The following is a 19100-nucleotide window of genomic DNA, read 5'->3' as shown; positions in this document are numbered from 1 at the left end:
TGCCCTCCGCCCGCCGCGGGCGCACGGGCGGATCGCCGGCTTTACCGAGCCGTAACGGGATCAGCCGTCGCGGCGGGCGCCCTCGGACGGTCGCACCGTGAAGACGTGCGGCTCGGTGTGCCCCGCCGCGGCGAAGGCTGCCAGAACCGCGTCGCGCACGGCCGGGACGGTGGCGCGGTCGATGAGCGCGATCGCCGACCCGCCGAATCCGCCGCCCGTCATCCGCGCCCCGACCGCGCCGTTCTCGCGGGCGGTCTCGACGGCGAGGTCGAGCTCGGGCACCGAGATCTCGAAATCGTCGCGCATCGAGGCGTGCGAGGCGTAGAGCAGGTCGCCGATGGCGCGGGGGCCCTGTTCGCGCAGCGTACGCACGGTGTCGAGCACGCGCTGGTTCTCGGTGACGACGTGACGCACCCGCCGGTAGGTCACCTCGTCGACGAGCTGCTCGACCTGCGGCAGCTGGTCGACGCGCACGTCGCGCAGGGCCGGGACGCCCATCGCCTCCGCACCGCGCTCGCACGCGGCGCGGCGCTCGCCGTAGCCGCCGGTCGAGTGCGCGTGCGCGACGCGAGTGTCGATCACCATCAGCTCGAGGCCCGCGGCGTCGAAGCCGAGGGCGACCACCTGCGCGTCGAGACTGCGGCAGTCGAGGAAGGTGCCGGCATCCGTCTCACCGAGCATCGACGCCATCTGGTCCATGATCCCGGTCGGAGCGCCGACGGCCTCGTTCTCGGCGCGGCGTCCCGCCTGCGCGAGTGCGACGCGGTCGAGGCCGAGCCCCCACACGTCGTTGAGCGCCGAGCCGGTCGCACCCTCGATGGCCGCCGACGACGAGAGCCCGGCGCCGACGGGGACGTCCGAGGCGAACGCGAGGTCGACACCGGTGACGGATGCGGCATCCGTCCCGGTCGCCTGCAGCAGCGCCCATGCGACGCCCAGCGGGTACCTGGCCCACTCGACGACCTCGTCGCGGCGCTCGGGGAAGAGCGCGTCGAGGTCCGCGAGGGCCACCTCGACGGGCTCGGTGTCGAAGGTGGAGACGACGCGGATGCGGCCGTCCGAGCGACGGCCGAGCGCGACGTGCGTGCGGTGCGGCGTCGCGAACGGGAAGACGAAGCCGTCGTTGTAGTCGGTGTGCTCGCCGATCAGGTTGACGCGACCGGGCGCGGACCAGAGGCCGACCGGCTCGTTGCCGGTGAGGGTGGAGAAGAGGCCGTGGGCCTCGCCGGCAGCGGTCACAGGGTGACTCCTTCGATGGCGGTGCGGAGGCGCGCGGCGGCGTCCTCCGGGGGGACGTCGCCGATCCAGGCGCCCATGGCGGCCTCGGATCCGGCGAGGAACTTGAGCTTGTCGGCGGCGCGACGGGGACTCGTGAGCTGCAGGCTCAAGCGCACGGTGTCGCGGCCGACGTGGACCGGCGCCTGATGCCAGGCGGCGATGTAGGGAGTCTCGGACTCGTAGAGGGCGTCGACGCCGCGCAGCAGTCGCAGGTAGAGCGGGGCGAGCTCGTCCTTCTCGGGCTCCGAGAGCGTCGCGAAGTCGGCGACGTGACGGTGCGGGAGCAGGTGGATCTCCAGTGGCCAGCGGGCGGCGAACGGCACGAAGGTGGTCCAGTGCTCGCCGCGCAGCAGGACGCGGGGGCCGGCCTGCTCGAACTCGAGGATGCGCTGGAACAGGTCGGGGGCGGTGCGGTCGATCGAGTCGAGCAGACGGGTCGTGCGCGGAGTGACGTACGGGTAGGCGTAGATCTGGCCGTGCGGATGCTGCAGCGTGACGCCGATCGCTTCGCCGCGATTCTCGAAGGGGAACACCTGCTCGATGCCGGGGAGGGCGGACAGGGCGGCGGTGCGGTCGGCCCACGCCTCGATGACGGTGCGGGCACGGGTGACGGACTGCGTGCCGAACGAGCCGGTGCGCTCGGGCGAGAAGCAGACCACCTCGGTGCGGCCGACGCTCGTGCGGGTGCGGCCGAGCCCGAGGTGGGCGAGGTCGTCGAGTCCGCGGGGTGGGTCGATCGCGGCGGGGACGTCGTCGGTCGCCTCGGCCAGGGCGGGTCCGAAGGAGGGTGACTTGTTCTCGAAGACGGCGACGTCGTAGACCGACGGGATCTCGGACGGGTTCGTCGGGGTCTGCGGCGTGAGCGGGTCGAGCTCGGCGGGCGGCAGGAACGCGCGGTTCTGCCGGTTCGCGGCGACGGAGACCCAGTCGCCGGTGAGGACGTCCTGCCGCATCGTGGCGGTCTCGGGGCGGGCGCCGAGGTCGCGGGTGTCGACGGCGCGCTCCGGGCCGAGGGTCGTGCCGGGGTCGTCGAAGTAGATCAGCTCGCGGCCGTCGGCGAGGCGGGTGCTGCGCTTGACGACGCCGGCGCCGAGCGCGGTCGTCTCGGCGGGCGCGTGCGTGCCGTTCTCCGGTGTGTTCACGTCAACACGGTAGCCGAAGGGCTGTGTTATCGTCAACATCACGCGAGTCCCCGCAGTTCGTGCCGGGGCCGCGCCGGGGAGGATGCCGTGCAGCGACGCGTCTCGATGGCCGACGTGGCCGCGGCGGCGGGTGTGTCCGGCCAGACCGTCTCGCGCGTCGTCAACGGCAGCCCGCGCGTCGACCCCGAGACCCGCGCGCGCATCGAGGCGGCGATGGCCGACCTCGGCTACCGCCCGCACCGCGCCGCCCGGGCCCTGCGCACGGGCCGCTCCGGCACGATCGGTGTCATCGTCGCGACCCTCGCGACCGTCGGCAACTCGCGGATGCTCGAGGCCGTGGCATCCGCTGCGGCCCGGCGCGACCTGGCGGTCACCCTCATCTCCCTCGCCGAGCGGACGGGCATCGGTGACGCCTTCGACCGCCTGCACGATCTCGGCGTCGACGGCGCGATCGTTCTCAACGAGGCGACGGCCATCGCGGAGGGCGTCGCGCCGCCCGCGGGTCTCGCGCTCGTCGCAGTCGACTCACCCGGCGGGGCGTTCGCCACGGTCCAGTCCGACCACGCCGGCGGCGCCGAGGCGGCCACACGCAGACTGACGGATGCCGGGCGTCGCGCGATCGCTCACGTCGCCGGGCCCGCCGGGTCGTTCGCGGCGGCCGAGCGCGAGCGCGGGTGGCGGGCGGCGCACGACGGGCCGCCGCCCCTTGAACCGCTGCGCGGGGATTGGGGTGCGGCATCCGGTCACGCAGCGGGAGTCGTCCTCGCCGCCGACCCTGACGTCGACGCGGTGTTCGCCGCGAACGACCAGATGGCGCTCGGCGTGCTGCGCGCGCTCGCCGAGGCGGGACGTGAGGACGTCGCCGTCATCGGGTTCGACGATGTGGCGGATGCCGCGGACTACCGCCCGCCGCTCACCACCGTGAGGCAGGACTTCGACGCCCTCGGCGAGGCCGCCGTCGCCGCCCTCGCGGCGACGCTCGACGGCGAGCCCGCGACACGCACGGTCGTCCCGACGACGCTCATCGCCCGCGCGTCGGGCTGACGCGCCGCCCGCGCGCTCGCGGTTGTTCGCGCGAAAGCGCCCCCTGCTGCCGAGAGCGCCCGTCCGAGCGCGGCAGCAAGTGGCGCTGTCGGCACGGACGCGCGCTCTCGCGCGTGACCGGGGGCTCTCAGCCGGCGGTGCGGCGGGCGTCCCAGCCGGTGCGGACCATCTCGTCGACGGTGTACCGCATCTTCCAGTCGAGGTCGCGGGCGGCGAGCTCGCCGGTGGCGACGATGCGGTCCGGATCGCCGGCGCGGCGCGGGGCGATCTCGGGGGTGAACGGGATGCCGGTGACCCGGGCGACGGCATCCATGATCTCGCGCACCGACAGACCGTTCTGCGAACCGAGGTTGTAGGCGGGCTCGACCGGTCCGCCCGCGCGCAGACGCTGCGCCGCGACGACGTGCGCGGCGGCGATGTCGGCGACGTGCACGTAGTCGCGCACGTTCGTGCCGTCGGGGGTGTCGTAGTCGTCGCCGTTGATTCGCGGCGTCTCACCCTTCAGCAGCATCTCGAAGACGATCGGGAACAGGTTGTGGGGGCTCGTGTCGTAGACCGACGGGTCGCCCGAGCCGACGACGTTGAAGTACCGCAGCGAGGTGTGACGCAGGGGTGCATCGGATGCCGCCGTCGCGACGCCCTGCGCCGCGATCAGCCACTCGCCGATGAGCTTCGATTCGCCGTACGGCGAGGCGGGACGCTTGGGCAGGTCCTCGGTCACGAGGGGCACGTCGGGGGTGCCGTACACGGCGGCGCTGGAGGAGAACACGATGTTCGTGACCCCGGCATCCGCCATCGCCGCGAGCACCACGCGGGTGCCCTCGACGTTCTGCTCGTAGGTGTGGAGGGGGCGCTGCACCGAGACACCGGCGTACTTGAACCCGGCGACGTGGATGACGCCCTCGACGCCGTGCGTGCGCAGGGTGTCGGCGACGAGCTGCTGGTCGAGGATCGTGCCCTGCACGAAGGGGACTCCCTCGGGCACGAACGCGGCGTGTCCGCTGGAGAGGTCGTCGAGGACGATCGGGTCGAGACCCGCCTCGGCGAGAGCGCGGACGATGTGCGCGCCGATGTACCCGGCGCCTCCGGTGACGAGCCAACTCATGGTCCCGAGCCTACTGGCGCGGAACCGGGCCGCCGGGCCTCAGGGACCCGGCGCCCGCGGCCTCAGGAACCCAGCGCCCGCGGCCTCAAGAACCCAGCGCCCGCGGCCTCAAGAACCCAGCGCGGCGGCGACGACCTTGCGCGCCTCCTCCTGCACCTGCGCGAGGTGCTCGGGACCCTTGAGGCTCTCGGCGTACAGCTTGTAGACGTCCTCGGTGCCCGACGGGCGCGCCGCGAACCAGGCGTGCTCGGTCTGGACCTTGAGCCCGCCGATCGCCGCACCGTTGCCGGGCGCGTGCGAGAGCTTCGCCGTGACGGGGTCGCCGGCCAGCTCGCTCGCCGACACGGCGTCGCCCGAGAGCTTCGACAGGGCCGCCTTCTGCTCGGGCGAGGCGGGCGCGTCGACGCGCTGATACGCGGATGCCCCGAACTCGGCCTCGAGCTCGGCGTACCGTTGCGAGGGGGTCTTGCCGGTGACGGCGAGGATCTCGGCGGCGAGCAGACAGAGGAGGATGCCGTCCTTGTCCGTCGTCCAGACGGTGCCGTCCTTGCGCAGGAACGACGCACCGGCGGATTCCTCGCCGCCGAAGGCGACGGAGCCGTCGAGCAGGCCCGGGACGAACCACTTGAACCCGACGGGGACCTCGAGGAGGGTGCGGCCGAGCGAGGCGGCGACGCGGTCGATGATCATCGACGACACGAGGGTCTTGCCGATGGCGGCATCCTGCGGCCAGCCTTCGCGGTGGCGGTAGAGGTAGTCGATCGCGACGGCGAGGAAGTGGTTCGGGTTCATGAGCCCGGCGTCGGGCGTCACGATGCCGTGACGGTCGGCGTCGGCGTCGTTGCCGGTGAGGATGTCGAACTCGTCGCGCCGGGCGACGAGGGCGGCCATCGCCGAGGGGGAGGAGGGATCCATGCGGATCTTCTCGTCCCAGTCGAGCGTCATGAACCGCCACGTCGGGTCGACCTCGGGGTTCACAACCGTGAGGTCGAGGCCGTAGCGCTCGCCGATGAGAGCCCAGTACTCGACCGACGCACCGCCGAGCGGGTCGGCGCCGATCCGCACGCCCGACCGGGCGATGGCCTCGACGTCGATGATGGATGCCAGGTCGGCGACGTACCCCTCGCGGAAGTCGTACTGGCCGAGGGTCGCGTCGTCGATGTCCGCGTGGCGGATGCGTCGGACGCCCTCGAGGCCGGCTTCGATGAGCGCGTTCGCGCGGTCGGCGATCCAGCCGGTCGCGTCGGTGTCGGCGGGTCCGCCGTGGGGCGGGTTGTACTTGAAGCCGCCGTCGCGCGGCGGGTTGTGCGAAGGGGTGACGACGATGCCGTCGGCGCGACCGGCATCCGATTCGTCCCGACCCTTGTTGTAGGTGAGGATCGCGTGGCTGAGGGCGGGTGTCGGCACCCACGAGTCGCGGCTGTCGACGCGGACGTCGACGCCGTTCGCGACGAGGACCTCGATGGCGGTGTGCTCGGCGGGCAGCGAGAGTCCGTGCGTGTCGCGGCCGAGGAACAGCGGGCCGGTGATGCCCTGCGCCGCGCGGTAGTCGACGATCGCCTGGGTCGTGGCGAGGATGTGGTCCTCGTTGAAGCTGCGCGACAGCGACGAGCCGCGGTGGCCACTCGTCCCGAACGCGACCCGCTGCGCGGCGACCGACGGGTCGGGCTTCAGGTCGTAGTAGGCGCCGATGAGGGCGTCCACGTCGACGAGGTCAGAGGCTTCGGCTGGCTGTCCTGCGCGGCTCATTCGCCCAGTCTGCCAGGGAACTCGGACGGGAGCGCCTGCGTGTCGCGGATCCGCAGCGAGCTCACGCCGGGAGGCGGCCCGCCTCGGTGACCATCGCCGCCGCCCGTTCCGACAGGGCGTCGAGCACGGTCCGCAGGGCCGGCGAGTCCGACATGGTCCGGCGGTGGATCGCCGACACCTCGCGGATGGACTCGGGCGACGCCGTCGGGATCGCGACGAGGTCGGGGCCGAGGGGCGGGCGGCCCAGTCGCGGAACCAGCGCGACGGCGATGCCCGCGCGGGCGATCTCGAGGTGGTTCTCGAACTCCATCGACTCGTGCACGATCCGCGGCGCGCCGCCGACGCCGTCGAACAGCCGCCGCAGCCATTGCCGGCAGATCGTCGACTCGAACGTCGCGACCCACGGCTCGCCGCCGAGGTCCTCGGGGCGCAGTTCGGTGCGGCCGGCGAGCGGGTGGTCGCGGCGCAGGATGATGTCGGCGACGTCGGTGAACAGCGGGGTCTCGACGAGGTGGTCGGGGATCGCGAGCGCGACGTTGCCCCAGCGGTGCACGAGTCCCAGGTCCCGTTGACCCGACGCGACGAGGGCGACCGTCTCCCACGGTTCGCTCTCGCGCAGCGGCAGTCGCAGATCCGGATGCCGCCGGCCGAGGTCCGCGAGCAGGGGCACCATGACGCCGCGCACGACCGTCGAGAACGCCCCGATGCGGATCTCGCCGGCGACCCGGTCGGGCTCGCCGCCTCCGTGGAGATCCGCGCGGACCCGCTCGAGGTCGGCGAGGATCGGCGTGGCCGACACGACGAGGCGCGTCGCGGACTCGGTCAGCACCACTCCTCGCCCGACTCGCTCGAGCAGGGCCACGCCGGTATCGCGCTCGAGTCGCTTGATCTGCTGCGAGACCGCCGACGGTGTGAATCCCAGGGCCGTGGCGGCGGCGGCGACGCTCCCCTCCGTGGCCACGGCGCGCAGGGACACGACGGCCTCGAGATCGATCATGAAGCGATGCTACCGATTCGCGTCGCGGAATGATCGCTTGTCCTTCACGGATGCCGCGGGTGGACTGGTCCCGTGACCCGCCGTGACATGCTCCTCGCCGCCCTCGTCGCCTCGCTGTGGGGCCTGAACTTCGTCGTCATCGACTGGGGGATGAGCGGCATCCCGCCCCTGGTGTTCGCGGCGATCCGGTTCGCCGTCGTCGCACTCGCCGTCCTCGTGGTGCCGCGGCCGCAGACCGGGTGGCGCGTGATCGTCGGAGTCGGCCTGTTCATGAGCCTCGGCCAGTTCGCGCTCCTCTACACGTCGCTCGCGCTGGGGCTGAGCCCGGGCCTCGCCGCGCTCCTCCTGCAGGCGCAGGCGGTCTTCACGATCGTGATCGCTGCGATCGCCCTGCGCGAGCGCCCCTCAGCGACGCAGGTCATCGGTGTCGGCCTCGGCGTCGTCGGCCTCGTGATCGTGGCGCTCTTCCGCGGCGGCGACGCACCGGTCCTCGCCGTCTGCCTCGCGCTCGCGGCCGCGCTGTCGTGGGCCGTCGGCAACGTGATCTCGCGCCGCGCGGGCGTCGTCACCGGGATCGGCCGCGGCGGCACGCTGTCGCTGACGGTCTGGTCGTCGCTGGTCGTGCCGATCCCCGCCCTGGCCCTGTCGTTCGTCATCGACGGTCCCGCGGCGATCGTCGCGGGGCTCGCCGCCATCGGACCCCAGGCCGTCGTCTCGACCCTCTACACCGCGGGCCTGTGCACCCTGTTCGCGTACGCCGTCTTCAACGGACTGCTCGGCCGCAACCCGTCCGCAGCCGTCGTGCCGTGGATCCTGCTCGCGCCCGTCGTCGCGATGGCCTCGGCCGCGCTGCTGCGCGGTGAGGCTCCGAGCGTCGGAGAGGTGGTCGGCGGCGCGGTTCTCGTCGCGGGCGTGCTGGTCAGCGGCATCCGTCGTCGACAGCCGGTGCCGCGGACGGTAGGGCTCATGGGGGTGCCCACTAGGCTGTCCGCGTGACATCCGAGCCCCCGGCTTCCCCCACCCGTCGCACGTACAGCTTCCTCGGCCCCGCCGGCACCTTCACCGAAGCCGCCCTCGCGCAGGTCCCCGAAGCACGCGACCAGACCTGGCGCCCCGTCCGCAACGTCGGCGAGGCGCTCGCCGACGTCATCGAGGGCCGGTCGGATGCCGCGATGATCGCGATCGAGAACTCCGTCGACGGCGGCGTCTCGACGACGCAGGACGCGCTGGCGACCGTGCCGGGACTCCGCATCGTGGGGGAGTACCTCGTGCCGGTCGAGTTCGTGCTGGTCGCCCGGCCCGGCGTGCGGCTCGAGGACGTCTCGGTCGTCGCAGCCCACCCCGTCGCCTACGCGCAGTGCCTCACGTGGCTGACGGCCGCGCTGCCCGAGCACTCGCACATCCCCGCCACGAGCAACGTCGCCGCCGCCGTGGGACTCGTCGACGGCGGGATCTCCGCGGATGCCGCGATCGCCCCGCCGGGCATCCTCAAGCTCTACGACCTCGACCTGCTGGCCGAGAAGATCGGCGACAACCCGCACGCCGTGACGCGGTTCGTGCTGGTGAGCCGCACGGCTCCGCCGCCCGCGCCGACGGGGGCCGACAAGACGTCGCTCATCGTCGAGCTGCCCGAGGACCACCCGGGTGCCCTCCTCGAGCTGCTCGAGCAGTTTGCAACCCGGGGCATCAACCTGTCACTGCTCGCCTCGCGCCCGATCGGCGACGAGCTCGGCCGGTACCGCTTCGTCATCGACGCCGACGGGCACATCGAGGACGAGCGCATGGCCGACGCGTTGCTGGGCCTGCGCCGCTTCTCGCCGCGCGTGCTCTACCTCGGCTCCTATCCGCGGGCCGACCGCGCGATCGTGCGCTACCCCGAGCGGTACTCCGATGAGGTTTTCGTCGAGGCGCGCGACTGGCTGCGCGGCCTCGTCTCGGGCGAGCCCGAGGCCTGACCCGCCCGCCTGCGCGGCACCAACCGCGGAGATGTGCCGCTGCGCGGCGGGTGGAACCGGTTACCACCGCGTCTCGGGGACGGATCTCCTCGGTTGTCGCCGCCCGCGCGCGGCGGCACGCGCCTCAGGCCGCGAGCAGCTCGAGCGTGCGGAGGCGCGAGGGCGCGGCATCCATCGGCTCGTCCTCGGTCGCGGCGGACACGGGCGACACCATGACCTCGTCGACGCCGTGGCGGGCGGCGAACTCCGCGAGCCGGCTGCGGACCTCGGGTCCGGTCCCGACGAACCAGCGCGACATCATCGCGTCGAACACGGGGGCGGCGAGCCCGTCCGAAGCCTCCGCCGCCGCGGCCTGCTCGACGGTCTCGAGCGCCGTGAGGGGCTTGCCGCCGCGCAGACGCGCCATCATGCGCGCCTGCGGCAGCGCGGCGGCGCGGGCCTGCGCGTCGGTGTGGGCGACGACGGCGTTGGCCGTGACGAAGGTGCGGGGCTCGGCGAGCGTCTCGGACGGCTGGAACTGCCCGCGGTAGAGGTCGAGCGCCCGCTCGAGGCCGTCGCCCGAGAAGTGGTTCGCGAACACGTACGGCAGGCCCATCCCCGCCGCGAGCTGCGCGGAGTAGTCGCTCGAGCCGAGCAGCCACACCTCGGGGGTGCTGGTCGACGCGGGCGTCGCCCGCACGTCGTACGTGCCGCCCGAGGTGAACCGCAGCGTCGCGCCCTCGGCCGAGACGAGGGAACGGATGTCGGTGACGTGGTTCGGGAACCGCTCGACGTCGCTCGTGGTACCCGACTGGCGCAGCAGCTGCGTGATGACGGGGTCCGAGCCGGGGGCGCGGCCGATGCCGAGGTCGATGCGACCGGGGGCGAGGGCTTCGAGGGCGGCGAACTGCTCTGCCACGACGAGCGGGGAGTGGTTCGGCAGCATGACGCCGCCGGAGCCGACACGGATGCGGCGGGTCCGCGCCGCCGCGGCGGCGATCAGCACCGGGGGAGTGGTCGAGGCGACGGCCGGCATGTTGTGGTGCTCCGCGAACCAGTAGCGCCGGTAGCCGAGCTCGTCGGCGCGCTGCGCGAGGGAGAGCGAGGCGGCGATCGCCTGGCTGCTGGTCTGCCCCGTGCGGACGGGGACGAGGTCGAGAACGGAGAGGGCCGGGGTCGCAATGCTCATATCCTGGGCTGCAACCGGCGCGGGTCGCCCGGCATTCCGTGCCGAGGCCGATCAGGCCGAGTCGCGCCAGACGACGGGGCAGGGGAGGACCGTGCCGCCGGCATCGGGATCCTCGCCGCGGAGTTGACGGAGGACCGACTCGGCGGCGGCGCGGCCGAGCTCATCGGCGGGCTGGTGCACGGTCGACAGGGGCGGATCGCAGCGCAGCGCCCACGAGCTGTCGTCGAAGCCGACGATGCCGACGTCCTCGGGGATGCGCCGACCCGCGGCCTGGAGGACGTCCATCGCCCCGGCGGCGACGGCGTCGCTCGAGGCGAAGACGCCGTCGATGTCGGGCGCGCGCTCGAGGAGCGCCCGCATCCCGGCCTGCCCGTCGGAGTACGAGTACAGCGGCACGGATTCGACGAGGCTCGGTTCGAACCGGGACCCGAGGGCGTCGACGAATCCCGCGAGGCGGTCCGATCCCGAGTCGCGGTCGAGAGCGGAGGCGATCATGCCGATCCGGCGGCGACCCGTCGCGGCGAGCCGGTTCGTGATCTCGCGCGCCGCGCCGCGGTTGTCGATGGCGACGAAGGCGGCGTCGCCGATGTCGCGCGGGTGTCCGACGAACGCGGCGGGCAGGCCGAGGTCGGCGACGGCGCGGGTGATGGGGTCGCCGACGCGGGCCGAGACGATGATGACGCCGTCGATGAGGCCTCCGCTCAGATAGCGGGCGAGGCGCTCGATGTCGCTGGTCGTGTCGGCGATCATGAACGTCAGCTGGTAGTCCGCCTCCGACAGGGCGGCGTTGGCCCCGAGGAGGATCGAGCCGATGTTCGGGTCCTCGACGAAGAGCGAGTGCGGCTCGTGGACGATGAGGCCGATCGCCTGCGAGCTCTGCATGACGAGGCTCCGGGCGGCGCGGTTCGGGACGAAGCCGACCTTGGCGATGGCGGCCTCGATGGCCTCGCGTGCCTCGTCCGAGACGTAAGGCTGCCCGTTGAGCACCCGGCTGACGGTGCCCCGCGAGACGCCGGCTTCCGTGGCAACGTCCTTGACGGTCGCGCGACGGCGGCGGCCCATGACATCCGTGCGATCGCTGCTCACGCGTTCATCGTATGTGCACGCACACACCGCGCACAGAGGTTCTGGATCAGTGTTTGACAGCCAGCGACGTCCGACCTACTCTGTACACGTTCACAGATCCTCAACGCGGAGGAACACCGCTCGGACCTGTGCACGTTCACAGGATCCAGAGGAGAACATGTCGGTCCCCGCCCGCCCCTTCGAGCACGACGGCATCGCGTTCGGGTGCGACTACAACCCCGAACAGTGGACGCCGGACGTCTGGGACGAGGACATCGCGCTCATGCGCGAGGCCGGCGTCGATCTCGTCGCGATCAACATTTTCGGCTGGGCGCACATCGAGCCGCGCGCGGGGGAGTACGACTTCGCCCGCCTCGACGACATCATCAGCCGGCTGCACGCCGCCGGCATCCGGGTGAACCTCGGCACCGGCACCGCGTCGACGCCCGCGTGGCTGACGACGGCGCACCCCGAGATCCTCCCGGTCGTCGACGACGGCACCCGCCGCTACCCCGGCGGTCGTCAGGCATGGTGCCCGAGCTCACCCGTCTACCGCGAGGCCGCCCTCGCCCTCGTCGACGCCGTCGCCGCCCGCTACGGCGCGCACCCGGCCGTCGCGCTCTGGCACGTCTCGAACGAGCTCGGATGCCACAACGCGCTCTGCCACTGCGACGAGAGCGCCGCCGCCTTCCGCACCTCGCAGACACCACGCATCCGGGCCGCGGGTCGGGCCTCCGGGCTCCGATCCGCGGCGCGGTCGCGTTCGGTCAGGACTCGCGCGAGGCCTGCTTGACCTTCTCGTAGGCGTCGAGCGCGTTCTGCCGGGTCGCCTTCAGGTCGACGATCGGCAGGGGCGGCTGCCCGTCGGCATCCCGGTACTCCGGAGCCCACCGCCCGATGTACTCGCGGTTCTTGTCGAACTTGTCGGCCTGCAGCTCCGGGTTGAAGACGCGGAAGTACGGTGCGGCGTCGGCGCCCGACCCGGCGACCCACTGCCAGTTGAACGGGTTGCTCGCCCCGTCGGCGTCGACGAGGCAGTCCCAGAACCACTCCTCGCCGCGGCGCCAGTCGATGAGAAGGTTCTTGATGATGAAGGATGCCGTGATCATCCGCACGCGGTTGTGCATGTAGCCGGTCTCCCAGAGCTCGCGCATCCCGGCATCCACCATCGCGTAGCCGGTGCGCCCCTTCTGCCAGGCCTCGAGTGCGGACGGCTTCACGCGCGGCCAGGGGAACGCGTCGAACTCCCGGCGGAGGTTCTTCGTTGCGAGTTCGGGGAAGTGGTACAGGGTGTGCCAGGCGAACTCGCGCCAGCCGATCTCGGACAGGAACTGCGAGGCGCCGGTGGCCTCGACCGCGGCGTGCCAGACGGTGTGCGGGCTCAGCTCGCCCCACCGCAGGCGCGGCGAGAGCATCGAGGTCGCCCCGGCGGCGGGCCGGTCGCGGGCGTCGCCGTAGTGGCCGAGGTCCTCGTCGAGGAACTCGCGCAGGCGGCGGCGGGCCGCCGGCTCGCCCGGCTCCCACGTGTCGCGCAGGCCCTGCGCCCAGTCCGGTGCGGTCGGCAGCAGCTGCCAGTCGCGGAGGTCGTCCGACGCGGGGTAGCGCGAGGGTCCGCTCACCTCCCGCGGTTCGGGCAGCGGCGCGCGCGGAGCGGGCTGCGCGAGGCACGCCCGCCAGAACGGGCTGTAGACCGAGAAGTGCTTCCCCGATCCCGTCTGGATGGTCCACGGCTCGAAGAGGACGGATGCCGCGAACGACGCGACCTCGACGCCGCCCTCCCGCAGGCCCGCCTTCAGCTGCGCGTCGATCTCGCGCTCGGGCCCGCCGTAGCGCCGGTTCCAGAACACGGCGCCCGCGCCGGTGTCGTCGGCCACGTCGCGGACGACCCGGGCGGCGGGTCCGCGGCGCAGGATCAGCCGCGAACCGCGCTCCGCGAGCCGTTCGGCGAGCGAGGCGAGCGAGTGGTGCAGCCACCACCGGGCCGCCCCGCCGAGCGGGCGGATGCCCTCGGACTCCTCGTCGAGGACGTAGAGACCGATGACGGGCTCGCCGCGGTCCACGGCCGCGCGCAGGGCGGGGTGGTCGGCGAGGCGCAGGTCGTCGCGGAACCAGACGATCGAAGGGGACGGCATCCCCTCATCCTCGTCACCCGACGAGGCCGGCGCCGCCCCTTGCAATCCGGCGCGGAATCCCTCAGACGGCCTCGACGGAGTGCCCGCGCGGGATCGCGAGGGTGAGTCCGCCGGCGATGACGCGGACGGCGATGCGGGTCGCCTCGCCGAACTCGTCGCCGTCGAGCTGCACGGGGTGCGCCTCCTCGGCGGCGAGGTCGATGCCCTTGCCGCGCGAGTAGCGCACGGAGTTGTCGGCGGTGCGGAGCGAGAGGATCTTGCGCCCGGTGCGGAACTTGCGCAGCACGCTGTTGTCCCACGCGAGGCGCCGCCAGACGAGCAGCCAGCCGAACGCGGAGCGCGGCTGCAGGATCGCGACGTCGAGTTCGCCGTCGGTGATGGATGCCTCGGGGATCAGCTCGAGCCCCGCCTGAAGCGACCCGCAGTTGGCGAAGAGCACACTCTGCACGTCGGCCCGGTGGATGCGGTGACCCGGCACCTGGTAGACGACCGGGAACGGCTTGGCCTGGGCGATCGACCGGGCGGCGCCGTCGACGTAGGCGACCCAGCCGACCTTCTTCTTCAGGTCGCTGTTCGTGTTGGCGATCATCGCGGCGTCGAGCCCCATCCCGCCCATGACGACGAACGCGTGCTCGGCGGTCTCGCCGTCGGGACGACGCAGCTGCGCGAGGCCCACGTCGATCGCGAGGGTGTCGCCGTCGAAGGTGGCGGCGATCATCGCCGCCGGGTCGTCGAGCGGGAGCCGGAGGTTGCGGGCCAGCAGGTTGCCGGTGCCGCTCGGCACGATCGTGAGGGGGACGGGGGAGCCCGTCATCGCCTCGCTCACGGCGCGGACGGTGCCGTCGCCGCCGGCGACGAGGACGGCATCCACCCCTTCTTTCAGGGCCTGGCGGGCGACGTCGTCGCCGAGGTCGTCGACGGTGGTCTCGTAGAAGAGGGGCTCGGACCAGCCGGCCGCCTTCGCGGCGGTCGCGACCTGCTCGCGCAGCGCGTCGCCGTCGACCTTGATGGGGTTGTAGACGAGGGCGGCCTTCGGGCTCGGCCGACCGTCCTCGTCGGGCATCGGCTCGGTCGATCCGCTGCGGTCGACCCGGCGGGCCTCGCCCGTCTCGCCGTCCTCCGTGTCGGGCGCGATGTCGTCGGGCTCGCGGATGACGCCGTCGGGTTCTGCGACAGCAGCCGGGTCGTGCGCGTCGTCGGAGCCGTGCGTCGTGCCGGGTTCGGTCGCCATGCGTACAGGATAGGGCCCGGCATCCGTCTCCCGGGGCCCCTTGCGCGGCTGCGCGATCCGCACCAGGGGAGGGGGCCGGGAGGCCCGCGACTAGACTCGACGGGTGATCGATCTCGCCCTCCTCCGTGACGACCCGGCCCTCGTGAAGCGCTCGCAGGAAGCCCGCGGCGAGTCGCCCGACACCGTCGACGCCGCCCTGGCCGCCGACCGTGAGAGGCGCGCGGCGATCACCGCCTTCGAGGAGCTCCGCGCCGAGCAGAACGCGCACGGCAAACGGGTCGCGAAGGCGCCGAAGGACGAGAAGGCGGCGCTCGTCGCCGAGGCGAAGGACCTCAGCGAGCGCGTCAAGGCCGCCCAGCAGGCGGTCACCGTGGCCGAGGAGGCCGCCTCGGCGGCCCTCGCGCGCATCGAGAACATCGTCATCGACGGCGTGCCCGCCGGTGGCGAGGACGACTTCATCACCCTGCGCACGCACGGCGAGCCCGCGACGTTCGACTTCGAACCGCGCGACCACCTCGCCCTGGGCGAGATGCTCGGCGCGATCGACACCGAGCGCGGGGCGAAGGTCTCGGGCGCGCGGTTCACCTTCCTCACCGGGATCGGTGCCCGACTCGAGCTCGCCCTCATGAACCTCGGGATGCAGCGGGCGCTCGAGGCCGGCTTCATCCCCATGATCCCGCCGACCCTCGTCCGCGCAGAGGTCATGCGCGGCACCGGCTTCCTCGGCCAGCACGCGGACGAGGTCTACCACCTCGACGACGACGACCTGTACCTCGTCGGTACGAGCGAGGTCCCGCTCGCCGGCTATCACATGGACGAGATCCTCGACCTCGAGGCGGGCGCGAAGCGCTACGCCGGCTGGTCGACGTGCTACCGCCGCGAGGCCGGCTCGTACGGCAAGGACACCCGCGGCATCATCCGCCTGCACCAGTTCAACAAGCTGGAGATGTTCGTCTACACGACGCCTGACGACGCCGAGGCCGAGCACCTGCGCCTCGTCGAGATGCAGGAGCGCATGCTGCAGGACCTCGGTCTCGCGTACCGCGTGATCGACGTGGCCGCCGGCGACCTGGGGTCGTCCGCCGCGCGCAAGTACGACGTCGAGGCCTGGGTCCCGACGCAGGGCGCGTACCGCGAGCTCACGTCGACGTCGAACTGCACCACCTACCAGGCCCGCCGCCTCGACATCCGGTACCGCCCCGAGGGCGGCCGCACGGCTCCCGTCGCGACGCTGAACGGCACGCTCGCGACGACCCGCTGGATCGTCGCCCTGCTCGAGACGCACCAGCGCGAAGACGGCTCGGTCGTCATCCCAGAGGTCCTGCGCCCCTACCTGGGCGGCCTCGAGGTGGCGGAGCCGATCGCGTGAGTCCCGAGGGAGCGCCCGCGACCGGCGAGGTCCGCGCCGTCTCGCCCGACGATGCCGCCGAGGTGGTCGACGAGATCGCGACGGATGCCGCCGAGCCCCCGCGCGAGCGACTGCTCATCGCGCTCGACGTCGACGGCACGATCCTGCTCGAGGACGAGAGCTACAGCCCCGGTGTCGTGGACGCGATCGCCGACGCGCAGCGTGCCGGGCACGAGGTCATGCTCGCGACGGGTCGCTCGTGGGAGGGGACGCGCCACATCCTCGAGGGGCTGGCGCTCACCCCCGAGTACGTCGTGTGCTCGAACGGCGCGGTGATCCTGCGGCGCACCGGCCCAGCCGGCACCCGCGAGTACGAGCGGTTCCACACCGAGCAGTTCGACGCGTCCGAGGTGCTGACACTGCTGCGCGACCACCTCCCCTCGGCGCGGTACATGGTCGAACTGCCCGACGGGCGTCGCCTCTACACCGACGACATGGACGAGTGGAACGTGTCGCGCGCCGACCGCGTCCCGTTCGAGGACCTCTCCGCGCAGCCGGTGTCGCGCGTCGTCGTGGTGTCGGAGGAGGGCACCGATCAGGATTTCGTCGACCTCGTGTCGCGGATCGGCCTGAACGAGGTCTCGTACGCGGTGGGCTGGTCGGCGTGGCTCGACATCGCGCCGCAGGGCGTCGACAAGGCGACCGGTCTCGAGAAGGTGCGCGAGTGGCTGGGCATCGACCCCGCCCACGTCGTCGTCATCGGCGACGGACGCAACGACATCGGGATGTTCCGATGGGCGCGCGCGAACGGCGGACGGGCGATCGCCATGGGCCAGGGGCCCGATGAGGTGACCTCCGAGGCGTCGGAGCTCACGGCATCCGTCACCGAGGGGGGCGTCACGGCGGTGCTGAAGGCCCTCTGACCGGCCTCGTTCAGGCCGCCCACAGGCGCTGCCGCGAGAATGGACGGGTTCTGGGGTCGGCTAGACTCGGCCTGTTCGACCGGGGCTGTCTGCGCGGTCGGGAGGGTTGTCCGAGCGGCCGAAGGATCCGGTCTTGAAAACCGGTGGGCAGCAATGTCCCGTGGGTTCGAATCCCACACCCTCCGCACTGTCCGAAAGGTGATCCGTGAGCGCAAGGCACGACGCGAAGGCGACGAAGTTCCGCCGTCAACCCGTCGCCCGTCACGGAGCGCTGACGTCGCCGCATCCGCTGCGCCAGGTCTTCACGATCCTCGCGGCCGTCCTCGCCGTCGCGCTGGTCAGCACGGTCGCCATCGGCGGGTTCTACGTGTGGGATGCCGCGCGCAGCCTCGACGAGAACGGTGTGGCGATCGGCGACGACGCCGCCCTGCCGCCGCACATCGGCGAGATCGAGGGCGGCGTCAACATGCTCGTCGTCGGCACCGACTCGTGCGAGGGTCAGGACCTCACGCTCTTCCCGCGCTGCGCGGACGACGACGGCGGCGAGCGCAACGACGTGACGATGCTCGTGCACATCAGCGATGCGCCCCGTCGGGTGACCGTCGTGTCGTTCCCGCGCGACATGATCGTGCCGATCCCGGCGTGCGAGAACCCCGACGGCGGCTCGTCCCCCGCGATGAGCGCGCAGATGATCAACACCTCTTACAGCTATGGCGGGCTCAGCTGCTCGGTGGCGACCGTCGAGGAGCTGACCGGTGTCGACATCCAGTTCGCCGGCGCCATCCGATGGACCGGCGTGATCAACATGTCCGACGCGATCGGCGGTGTCGACGTCTGCCTCAGCGACGACATCAAGGACCGGCACACGGGTCTCGACCTCGCCGCCGGCGAGCACACCCTCGTCGGGGCGGAGGCGCTGCAGTTCCTCCGCATCCGTCACGGCATCGGCGACGGATCCGACCTCGGCCGCATCTCGAACCAGCAGCAGTTCATGAGCTCGCTCGTGCGCAAGCTGCAGTCGGGTGAGGTGCTCTCGAACTACCCGGCGCTTCTGAACCTCGCCAACACCGCCCTCCGCCAGGTCAACGAGAAGCAGCTGGTCCTCAGCGAGTCGCTCGCCAACCCGCAGCGGATGGTGCAGATCGCGATGGCCGTCGCCGACGTCCCGTACAAGGACATCGTCTTCGTGCAGTACCCCACTGTCTACGCGCCGGGCGGGGCCCGGGTGCTGCCGGTGACCTCCGCAGCCGACGTGCTGTTCACAGCGCTCGCCGAGAACAAGCCGATCCGCGTCACGGGTGCCGCGAGCGGCGGGAACGGCGTGGAGGTCGTCGGCGAGGCGGGAGACCCGAACGCGACGCCCGAGCCGACCGGCACGCCGACGGGGACGCCGGACCCCGACGCCACCGCGACGCCGCCGGCGGCGGAGGACGGCACCGTCGACCTGCCCGGGGAGATCACGGGGCAGTCGGCCAACGAGGTCACCTGCACCGTCGCGCAGCGCTGACGCTCGGTTCGGCGCGGCGCCCGCGAGCGGTTATGCTTGCGTGGTGCATTCGCGCCGTTCGCGGTCGGATGCCTGGAGACGTCGCATAGTCAGGCCTAGTGCACCACCCTGCTAAGGTGGAGTCCCCTTTAGGGGACCGAGGGTTCAAATCCCTCCGTCTCCGCTCAGGTGGGCTCGTTTCAATCAGGTGAGCCGGTTTCGGCCCGATTCGCTTCGTGGCAAATCGTGGCAGAGCTGAATCCCTGGTCAGCGCCCGATCGGCGGACCACCGCGTGGGCCGCTCACATTGCTATGCCGATCGTCACGGACGCGGGCATAACGCTGTGGGTGGCGCGTTCTGCCACGAACTTGCCACGTCGGAGACCGAGGGGCTGCGTGCCTCGGTCCGAGACCGGCACGTCGAATCCCTCGGTCTCGGGGCTGTGAGACGCTCGCGCCCGCGGCTCGTCGGTTCCT

The 19100-nt window shown here is 72.3% G+C and carries 15 protein-coding genes, 2 tRNA genes and 1 pseudogene; 9 read left to right on the top strand and 9 right to left on the bottom strand.

Features of this window, described 5'->3' with window-relative positions; all coding sequences use genetic code 11:
* Positions 1 to 60 precede the first annotated feature (60 nt).
* Together galK and galT are read right to left on the bottom strand one after the other, a co-directional pair.
* The gene (galK, locus tag AB0P29_RS05560) at positions 61 to 1239 is read right to left on the bottom strand and encodes a galactokinase (RefSeq protein ID WP_363379007.1); all 1179 of its coding nucleotides are present in this window, start codon (positions 1237 to 1239) and stop codon (positions 61 to 63) included.
* On the bottom strand, positions 1236 to 2420 hold the full coding sequence (gene galT / locus AB0P29_RS05555; protein ID WP_363379006.1) for a galactose-1-phosphate uridylyltransferase: 1185 nt from the start codon (positions 2418 to 2420) through the stop codon (positions 1236 to 1238). Before galT ends, galK begins: the two co-directional genes overlap by 4 nt.
* Positions 2421 to 2525: 105 nt before the next feature.
* Between galT and AB0P29_RS05550 the strand changes: the two genes are divergently transcribed.
* On the top strand, positions 2526 to 3464 hold the full coding sequence (locus AB0P29_RS05550; RefSeq protein ID WP_363379057.1) for a LacI family DNA-binding transcriptional regulator: 939 nt from the start codon (positions 2526 to 2528) through the stop codon (positions 3462 to 3464).
* Positions 3465 to 3591: 127 nt separating this feature from the next.
* Here the strand turns inward: AB0P29_RS05550 and galE are convergent, their stop codons facing one another.
* The 3 genes from galE to AB0P29_RS05535 form a co-directional block, all read right to left on the bottom strand.
* On the bottom strand, positions 3592 to 4569 hold the full coding sequence (galE, locus tag AB0P29_RS05545; RefSeq protein ID WP_363379005.1) for a UDP-glucose 4-epimerase GalE: 978 nt from the start codon (positions 4567 to 4569) through the stop codon (positions 3592 to 3594).
* A 108-nt stretch (positions 4570 to 4677) separates the two neighbouring features.
* A complete protein-coding gene (gene pgm, locus AB0P29_RS05540; protein ID WP_363379004.1) occupies positions 4678 to 6318 on the bottom strand; it encodes a phosphoglucomutase (alpha-D-glucose-1,6-bisphosphate-dependent) in 1641 nt (546 codons plus the stop codon).
* A gap of 61 nt (positions 6319 to 6379) precedes the next feature.
* Positions 6380 to 7315: a LysR family transcriptional regulator gene (locus tag AB0P29_RS05535; protein ID WP_363379003.1), complete on the bottom strand. Its 936-nt coding sequence runs from the start codon at positions 7313 to 7315 to the stop codon at positions 6380 to 6382.
* Between the two features lie 72 nt (positions 7316 to 7387).
* Here AB0P29_RS05535 and AB0P29_RS05530 point away from each other — a divergent pair, with 72 nt between their 5' ends.
* Together AB0P29_RS05530 and pheA are read left to right on the top strand one after the other, a co-directional pair.
* Positions 7388 to 8311, top strand: coding sequence for an EamA family transporter (locus AB0P29_RS05530; RefSeq protein ID WP_363379002.1), 924 nt, complete (start codon positions 7388 to 7390; stop codon positions 8309 to 8311).
* The gene (pheA, locus tag AB0P29_RS05525) at positions 8308 to 9270 is read left to right on the top strand and encodes a prephenate dehydratase (RefSeq protein ID WP_064003770.1); all 963 of its coding nucleotides are present in this window, start codon (positions 8308 to 8310) and stop codon (positions 9268 to 9270) included. Before AB0P29_RS05530 ends, pheA begins: the two co-directional genes overlap by 4 nt.
* Positions 9271 to 9394: 124 nt before the next feature.
* Here pheA and AB0P29_RS05520 read toward each other — a convergent pair whose 3' ends face one another.
* Both AB0P29_RS05520 and AB0P29_RS05515 read right to left on the bottom strand, forming a co-directional pair.
* Positions 9395 to 10438, bottom strand: coding sequence for an LLM class flavin-dependent oxidoreductase (locus AB0P29_RS05520; RefSeq protein ID WP_363379001.1), 1044 nt, complete (start codon positions 10436 to 10438; stop codon positions 9395 to 9397).
* Between the two features lie 51 nt (positions 10439 to 10489).
* Complete coding sequence (locus AB0P29_RS05515; RefSeq protein WP_363379000.1) at positions 10490 to 11524, bottom strand: LacI family DNA-binding transcriptional regulator; 1035 nt, start codon at positions 11522 to 11524, stop codon at positions 10490 to 10492.
* A gap of 157 nt (positions 11525 to 11681) precedes the next feature.
* Between AB0P29_RS05515 and AB0P29_RS05510 the strand changes: the two are divergent.
* Positions 11682 to 12197 (top strand): annotated as a pseudogene (locus AB0P29_RS05510) (beta-galactosidase); the annotation flags it as partial.
* Between the two features lie 73 nt (positions 12198 to 12270).
* On the opposite strand, the gene AB0P29_RS05505 reads toward AB0P29_RS05510, so the two are convergent.
* Positions 12271 to 13635, bottom strand: coding sequence for a deoxyribodipyrimidine photo-lyase (locus AB0P29_RS05505; RefSeq protein ID WP_363378999.1), 1365 nt, complete (start codon positions 13633 to 13635; stop codon positions 12271 to 12273).
* 61 nt (positions 13636 to 13696) lie between these two features.
* Complete coding sequence (locus AB0P29_RS05500) at positions 13697 to 14866, bottom strand: diacylglycerol kinase family protein (protein ID WP_253034831.1); 1170 nt, start codon at positions 14864 to 14866, stop codon at positions 13697 to 13699.
* A gap of 103 nt (positions 14867 to 14969) precedes the next feature.
* Between AB0P29_RS05500 and serS the strand changes: the two genes are divergently transcribed.
* The 5 genes from serS to AB0P29_RS05475 all read left to right on the top strand — a co-directional run bounded on the left by serS (position 14970) and on the right by AB0P29_RS05475 (position 18807).
* Positions 14970 to 16235, top strand: coding sequence for a serine--tRNA ligase (gene serS, locus AB0P29_RS05495; protein ID WP_064003780.1), 1266 nt, complete (start codon positions 14970 to 14972; stop codon positions 16233 to 16235).
* A complete protein-coding gene (locus AB0P29_RS05490; RefSeq protein ID WP_253034832.1) occupies positions 16232 to 17137 on the top strand; it encodes an HAD-IIB family hydrolase in 906 nt (301 codons plus the stop codon). Before serS ends, AB0P29_RS05490 begins: the two co-directional genes overlap by 4 nt.
* 100 nt (positions 17138 to 17237) lie before the next feature.
* Positions 17238 to 17322, top strand: a tRNA-Ser gene (locus AB0P29_RS05485).
* A 20-nt stretch (positions 17323 to 17342) separates the two neighbouring features.
* On the top strand, positions 17343 to 18644 hold the full coding sequence (locus AB0P29_RS05480) for an LCP family protein (protein ID WP_363378998.1): 1302 nt from the start codon (positions 17343 to 17345) through the stop codon (positions 18642 to 18644).
* Positions 18645 to 18718: 74 nt separating this feature from the next.
* Positions 18719 to 18807: transfer RNA gene (locus tag AB0P29_RS05475), tRNA-Ser, on the top strand.
* Positions 18808 to 19100 lie beyond the last annotated feature (293 nt).

The organism is Microbacterium sp. NPDC080220 (assembly GCF_040686395.1).
Lineage (GTDB): Bacteria > Actinomycetota > Actinomycetes > Actinomycetales > Microbacteriaceae > Microbacterium > Microbacterium gawkjiense.
Note: the sequence above shows the minus strand (reverse complement) of the source record. Positions and strands in the feature narration are given on the sequence as shown.

Excerpts from the sequence above, each read along its gene's own strand:
- AB0P29_RS05550 (WP_363379057.1), top strand. The coding sequence starts at position 2,526 with ATGGCCGACGTGGCCGCGGCGGCGGGTGTGTCCGGCCAGACCGTCTCG.
- galE (WP_363379005.1), bottom strand. The coding sequence starts at position 4,569 with ATGAGTTGGCTCGTCACCGGAGGCGCCGGGTACATCGGCGCGCACATC.
- pgm (WP_363379004.1), bottom strand. The coding sequence starts at position 6,318 with ATGAGCCGCGCAGGACAGCCAGCCGAAGCCTCTGACCTCGTCGACGTG.
- AB0P29_RS05535 (WP_363379003.1), bottom strand. The coding sequence starts at position 7,315 with ATGATCGATCTCGAGGCCGTCGTGTCCCTGCGCGCCGTGGCCACGGAG.
- AB0P29_RS05520 (WP_363379001.1), bottom strand. The coding sequence starts at position 10,438 with ATGAGCATTGCGACCCCGGCCCTCTCCGTTCTCGACCTCGTCCCCGTC.
- AB0P29_RS05505 (WP_363378999.1), bottom strand. The coding sequence starts at position 13,635 with ATGCCGTCCCCTTCGATCGTCTGGTTCCGCGACGACCTGCGCCTCGCC.
- AB0P29_RS05500 (WP_253034831.1), bottom strand. The coding sequence starts at position 14,866 with ATGGCGACCGAACCCGGCACGACGCACGGCTCCGACGACGCGCACGAC.